This window comes from Deltaproteobacteria bacterium, from assembly GCA_016208165.1.
In the GTDB taxonomy this organism is placed as follows: domain Bacteria; phylum Desulfobacterota; class Desulfarculia; order JACQYL01; family JACQYL01; genus JACQYL01.
Window position 1 is genome coordinate 20,889 of sequence record JACQYL010000060.1, and the last position, 6,353, is coordinate 27,241.

The window sequence follows — 6,353 nt, forward strand, 5'->3', positions numbered from 1 at the left end:
ATAGGTTTCTACTTTTGGGCCAGACTGGGAGTGCTTCCCCAGCGGGCGAGGCTGCCGCGGATGTCGACGTGTATAAAGGGGCCGTGAGCGCTCGTCCTGCCATATACTCCGAGTCCGCCGACAAACGGTTTGTATTCCGATGTTGATTGAAGGCTGTCCACGAGTTCATAGAGGACTAGACTGTCCTCGAAGTCGCACTTGCCGTCCTTGTTGAGATCGTCCATCACGCCGTCTTTGGGCTTCTCGTCGATGAATATATCGGCTGCAGCTCCCCATAGATGGCGACTGTATCTTACGTTGCCGACGCTCTTGTTGTATACGGGCGTCCGATAACCGCTCATAACATGGAAGGTGTTCGCTCGATATCCGCGCCCGTTCACTTCCTCTAACAGGTATTCCAGCTTCAACAAGAGTTTCTCTTTCAGAACTACGTACTTGGGATAGCCGCTTTGCTGCTTGCAGAGAAACTGCTCGAGCCTGAAGTGCGGCGCCACGAGAGTGTGCCGGTTCTCTTGGGTAACCCTGACAAATCCTCGAGGCTTGTCATAAATCGTGTTGTTCCTGTAGAACTTTTCCGGATAGTTTCCTACACGATATCCTTCCACGCATCCGTCGACCATACATCCATAAGGAACGAGAACAAACACATTCAGGCGAATGATCGAGCCGCTATGGGTCTCCGTCACCTCAACCGAATAGGATCCCGGTTCCGGCGGCGCCTTCCACATCCATGTGCCCGACCCTTTGCGGGTTGCTTTGCCGGCGCCATGGCCGGCAAGGGTGAATCGATCGTTTTTTTGCCTGGAGAGGGCCCTGATCGTTACCCATTCGTTCGGCAACGTATATACGCCAAAAACCCGATAGGGGATCTCCTCTCCCCCGAATTTCAATGAAAAACCCGACTTCTGAGGATCGAAACCGGCCGACTCGCTTTCCGCTGAGGTGATCGAAAGGATCGGAAGCGCGATGATCAAACACAAAACAAGGCGTCTCGTTCGCATGGTATTCGGGTACCCTCCATTGGAAACAGATGAATTCGCACGGTTGACTCCCGGCCGTCGTCCGGCAGGAGCCGTTGATGCGACGTCATTTCGCGAACGCGTGCAGGCGGGCAGTAACACCTGACGGCGTAAGCCCATTTGACGGCATTCGCAGATTCTCGAGAAAACCGACGTTCTCCCGACGATTCATCCACTTCGCCAAAGGCGGTGCGGCAATGTTTTGGAAATTTGAAGGGGCCTCGAGGAAAATCCGCCCGAGACGGGCTTCCCTCAGTAGTCTGAAAACGCGATCTAAAGGTTCGGCTCAACTCTAATTCGCTGCTGTTTCCTTCTGAAGATCGGCTCTTTGCGGACTCGGCGGTTCAATCAAGAGCGCCGATAGAAGCTTCTCGTCCCGACCGTAGATGTCGTCCCGAAACTGTACAGTTCCGTCTTCTTCCGCCCAAGCCGTGAGGTACAGCACATACACCGGAATCGGTTTAGGTAAAGATACCGTTTTTTCAACGGCTGTTTCAAGCACTGAATTAATTTCTTTTTGCGTCCACCTGAAATCATGGCGCAGCAAATGTTCCGCCGGCGCAAGCGGTTGTTCGACACGGTGTTTCAGTTGACTTCCGATCTCGGAAACGGCGGATGTCGAGGCCCAAGGAACGGCTATCCAGGATGTGAAGACGATCAACCACGCGAACACGCAGGTAGCGCTTCGGATCACAACGCCCTCCCCTCTCCGCCCGGTAACAGGATGTTTCAGAATTCCATTCACTGAGTTACAATTTGCCCAGGTTGCCGTTCGTTGTCCATCGGGACTCTCATATGAAACACAAGATACAATATTGTAACCATAAGATTGCGCTGATTTCGTATACTTATAACGAGTATGATGAAAAAGGCAAGATATTGTAAGGATAATGCCTTTTTTTGTCACTGGTCCACACGTCTGGAATCAGTTGGCACGCGCCTTGCTCTAGTAGATGATCGGTAGAGTGTGCGGCCTGCGTCGGTTTTGAAGATGTCGACTATAGACGAGTTGAGCGCCTGCGAGTGAAGATTCTTCTTGCCCCCTGTCCTTCTCGGCTGCCCGAACAGATGGTCGCACCCCCTGACCTTATCCCATTTTGCAGGTGTACCGAGCGTTGAGGTGATCTGTCTTGCGGAATACGTGGCGGGTTTCCGTTTTTTCAAAAGGGACCATCCGGATCGACCCGAAGCGGAGGATCCGTAGAGCCAGCCGATCGGTTTAGGTTCCGAGGCAAAATGGAGATTCACTGAGTTGAATCCGGAAAGGAGGTTGGATTCCGTGAACCCGAAATTGGAAAAAATCGTAGCGCGAATCCAGGAAGTTCCTTCACTGCCGTCCACTTTGACGGGCGTGTTGCAGACGATCGATTGTCCGGAATCCACCATTGACGAAATCGCCAGAGAGATCAAGAAAGATCAGTCTCTGACGGTAAATGTGCTCAAAATAGCCAACTCCGCGTTTTATGGTCTCTTGGGGCAGGTATCCACCATAAGGCAGGCTATTGTCCTCATCGGCCTGAATGAACTCCGAACCATCGTTCTGGGACAATCCGTGTTCCGGTTCTATGCCGTAGAATCGAAGACCGATTTCAAACGAAAGGATTTGTGGGCCCACTCCATGGTGTGCGCGTTCCTGGCGAAAAAGCTCGCGAAAGAGGCTTTCGTTGCGGACCGCGAGGGGTCCTGCATGATCGGCGGCCTTATTCACGACATAGGAAAGGTCGTTATCGACCGATATTTTCCGGACGAATTTGTCAACATCATTCGCATGGTTCAAAGTGAAGGCGTCAGTTTCGCAACGGCGGAAAGGGAACTGCTCGGATACACCCATTATCAGATTGGCGCCACCTTGCTGAAAAAGTGGAACTTCCCGCCCGAACTCGTGTCGTGCGTGCTCTTTCATCATGCGCCTTGGCGAGACACGGAATTCCCTCACATCTCGGCCACCGTATTTCATGCCAATGTGCTGTCCAAGGTCATGCGTTTTCCTTCGTATAGTAAGGATAAAACCTGTGGTTCAACGTGGCTGAAGGAGCCGGCCCAACGAAGATTTCTGGAAAAAAACGGGCTTCCCGTGCACAAGGCGGACTTGAAGGCATTCTTAAGTACGGCCTACAGCCGCATCGTATCGGAAACATCCAGTGTCGTCGGCGCCATGGATATTCCTTCCAATACCCATCCGGAGCAACAGGCGTACGCGTTGTAATCCGGGAACCTCGCCATTGAATTCTTGATGAAATCACAGGGCCGCCTCCAGCCGGGCGGCCCGTTTTTGTCGATCTAAATGGCCGTCTGGTCATGGAAAGCGCACCGGCTCGATCAGATTCCCCTTCTCAACCCGCCCCGGTTTCCACTATATTAACCATGCTGTAAAGAAACTCCCCTTGACGGAAGGAACGATAAAGGGCCATGCGTACCTGTAAACTCGGAACTCGGATCAGCCGCTCCCTGCCCTTTTTCATTGCAGCGGTCCTAGTTCTTTTTCCAACGGTCGGCTCGGCGCTGGAACCGGCGGCCCGCCCGATGCTGCAACCGGACGAGATACTAGTCATCGCGAACGTGCGAACGCCCCGGAGCGTAGCCCTTGCTCGGTATTACATGATGCAAAGGAAGATTCCCGGTGACCGCCTCCTGTTGCTGTGGGCGCCCGACGACGAAACGTGCGGCAGGGAGGAATACGATGATCTAGTCGCAAGTCCGGTCAGGAGGCATCTGCTTGATAACCCCCCTTCCAGACCTGTCCGTTGCCTTCTCCTCATGTACGGTTTGCCTCTCAAGGTCGCTCCCCCGAAAAGGAATCCGGAACGGGACAGCGGCCCGCCGGCCGCGCAGGATAGACGGGGCCCTCATCGGACTGCCGGGACCGTCGATCCGAAACAAAGCGCACCTGTGGAGGATCGGCCCGAGAAAGCGAAAAAGCGCACCTCGGGGGGATCGAGCAGTGATCAGTGGGCCTCCCTGGATTCCGAGATTGCCCTGGTCCTGGCTCGGGACTACCCCCTGGCCGGCTGGATACCCAATCCGGATTTCATCGGACGAAACGAGTTCCGGTCCGAGCCCCCGATACGGGAAGCCTTTATGGTGTCTCGCCTGGACGCTTCTTCCGTGGCCATCGTCCGGCGCATCATCGATGACAGCCTTGAGGCCGAGGAAAAGGGGCTGAAAGGAATCGCTTATTTCGATGCTCGATGGTCCCAGGCGGAAAGGATGGAAATGCTTGGCAGTGGGTCCGGTTACGGGTACTACGATCGGTCCGTTCGTAAGGCGGCGGACCTTGTCCGAAAAAGCCGCAAAATGGAAGTGGTTCTGGATGAACAGTCAACCCTGTTTCAGCCGGGAGCGTGTCCGGATGCGGCGTTGTACTGCGGCTGGTACAGCCTGGCGCGATATGTGGATGCGTTTCAGTGGGCTCGCGGGTCCGTGGGCTACCATATTGCCAGCAGCGAATGTTCCACGCTCAAGAACAGGTACAGCCGGGTATGGTGCAAGATGATGCTCGAGAAGGGCGTGGCCGTCACCCTCGGTCCGGTGAACGAGCCGTACCTGGCGGCTTTCCCGCTCCCCGAACTCTTTTTCAGCCTGTTGTTGAAAGGATCCATGACCCTCGCTGAATGCTACACGGCATCGAATCCGTACGTCTCATGGAAGATGGTGTTGATCGGAGATCCGCTCTATCGCCCTTTCAAGGAATACCCTGGTCGCGGGCAGTGATGGTTCAGCATCGGGGCCGCTAATCAGTCGGGCAAAAATTGGCCCCGGACCTCCAAATTTTGACCCAAAGCGCGCCAATTGGAGTTCTACTCGAATTCTTTCCCCGAGCGGAAAAAGAAGAAAGCCGGCCTATCTTGAAGACATACCGGCTTTCACAAAGGAGAAGAGGGTTGTTTAGACCGTGTCAAAAGCAACATTTGTGCCAGAAATCGAACGATTCTGGAAGACGGTGCCCCAGCCGCTGATCGAGCGCGATCATCCAGGCGTAGCCGGAAACACGAATGGGAGGGCTCAGCCTCCGGCGATTGGCGGGAATATGGCCAATCGGTCCCCGTCTTCGAGGATATCTTCAGGCTCGGCGTGACGGCCGTTTCGAAGAATAATCTTCGCCGCCTTCCGTGGAATGTCGAGCATGTCGAGCAGTCGAGCGACGCTTGTCCCGGACTCGAGTTCCACGACGCGCTCGTCGCTCATACCTGAAGGATAATTCCTTTTCAGACTTGCAAACAGTTTGACTTCCACCCTCATGATCACTCAGATCCTTTGAAAAACAAAGAGGGGAAACCCGCTCGGGAGTCTCCCCTTAATCCGCAATTCAATACGGGTCAATGAGCCTTGTGCCGGAGTGGGTCACCGGCCGCAGGCAAAAGCTAGAAGTTGAATACCTGATCCAATTCCGCATCCGGTACGTCAAAGACTACGTTGTGCGGCGGAACCGGCTCCAGTGCAAAAAATTCGGGCAGCCGGTCGTGTTCTTTGCCGATTCCGGCGCGGGCATTGAAATCCCGCTCCGCTCTCAGCACCTTCTTACCGTATTCAATAAAGTCGTCCGTTGTAAAGGTCTTTCCGTACTTGGCGGAGATCATCTCGCAGATACTCACCAAAGCGGTCGGGTCGTCAAGAACGGGAAACGCCACAAACAGGCATAGGCCGGTGGAATCCAGGGCCGCGGTTGCGATCTGGAGGCCGCGGGACAGATCCACCTGACCTTCGATCTTGTGAGGATCCACTTTTCCTCCGACTCCCAGGATGTTGGCGCCTGTGGCATATCCCGCCGTATGGTCTGCTCCCATAGTGGACGTGGCATACGTTACGCCCATACCTTTGACGGCCCGGGGATCGTATGCCGGCATCGCCTGCCCTTTAACCACGGGTATGCGCTTGACGCCGAAAACCTTTCCCGTCACCAGGGCGCCGCTGCCGATGACTCGCCCTCTGGGGGTTCCATCGCCGACTTCTTTGATCAGCTTGATGGCTCCCTCGGCGTCTCCAAAAGGCAGCACGCCCCCTTCCATGGCCACCGCGATGGCGGCTCCACACTCGATGGTGTCCAGTCCGATGTCATCGTACAAGCGATCCATCTGAGCAATGGCATCGAGGTCGTCGATGCCGCAGTTTGGACCGTTTGCCCAGACGGTCTCGTATTCCGGTTCCTTGGTCACGTAATGGCCGTCTTTATCCACAAAAACGCCTGAACAGCGAATGGTGCAGCCCGAGTGACAGCCGTGGGTGGGTTTGCCTCCTCTCTCGGTGATGATCGCGTGAGCCCTCTCGCCACTGACCTTCTCCGCGCCTTCGAAACGGCCCAAAAGGAAATTCCGCGTAGGCAATCCTCCGGCTTCA

General features: G+C 55.0%; 6 protein-coding genes. 2 read left to right on the forward strand and 4 right to left on the reverse strand.

Annotated elements, in window-relative coordinates; all coding sequences use genetic code 11:
• Positions 1-8: 8 nt before the first annotated feature.
• Together HY788_13370 and HY788_13375 are read right to left on the reverse strand one after the other, a co-directional pair.
• Positions 9-1,001 carry a hypothetical protein gene (locus HY788_13370; protein ID MBI4775140.1) on the reverse strand — a complete coding sequence of 331 codons (993 nt, stop codon included), beginning with the start codon at positions 999-1,001 and terminating at the stop codon, positions 9-11.
• Between the two features lie 310 nt (positions 1,002-1,311).
• Positions 1,312-1,713 carry a hypothetical protein gene (locus HY788_13375; protein MBI4775141.1) on the reverse strand — a complete coding sequence of 134 codons (402 nt, stop codon included), beginning with the start codon at positions 1,711-1,713 and terminating at the stop codon, positions 1,312-1,314.
• A 585-nt stretch (positions 1,714-2,298) separates the two neighbouring features.
• Here HY788_13375 and HY788_13380 point away from each other — a divergent pair.
• A complete protein-coding gene (locus HY788_13380) occupies positions 2,299-3,225 on the forward strand; it encodes an HDOD domain-containing protein (GenBank protein MBI4775142.1) in 927 nt (308 codons plus the stop codon).
• 203 nt (positions 3,226-3,428) lie between these two features.
• The gene (locus HY788_13385) at positions 3,429-4,730 is read left to right on the forward strand and encodes a TIGR03790 family protein (protein ID MBI4775143.1); all 1,302 of its coding nucleotides are present in this window, start codon (positions 3,429-3,431) and stop codon (positions 4,728-4,730) included.
• A 291-nt stretch (positions 4,731-5,021) separates the two neighbouring features.
• On the opposite strand, the gene HY788_13390 is transcribed toward HY788_13385, so the two are convergent.
• A complete protein-coding gene (locus tag HY788_13390) occupies positions 5,022-5,258 on the reverse strand; it encodes a MoaD/ThiS family protein (protein MBI4775144.1) in 237 nt (78 codons plus the stop codon).
• Positions 5,259-5,380: 122 nt separating this feature from the next.
• A partial coding sequence (locus HY788_13395) for an aldehyde ferredoxin oxidoreductase C-terminal domain-containing protein (protein ID MBI4775145.1) occupies positions 5,381-6,353 on the reverse strand: 973 nt, incomplete at its 5' end.

Coding starts and splice junctions, on each gene's coding strand:
- HY788_13385 (MBI4775143.1), top strand. CDS start 3,429: ATGCGTACCTGTAAACTCGGAACTCGGATCAGCCGCTCCCTGCCCTTT.
- HY788_13370 (MBI4775140.1), bottom strand. CDS start 1,001: ATGCGAACGAGACGCCTTGTTTTGTGTTTGATCATCGCGCTTCCGATC.
- HY788_13390 (MBI4775144.1), bottom strand. CDS start 5,258: ATGAGGGTGGAAGTCAAACTGTTTGCAAGTCTGAAAAGGAATTATCCT.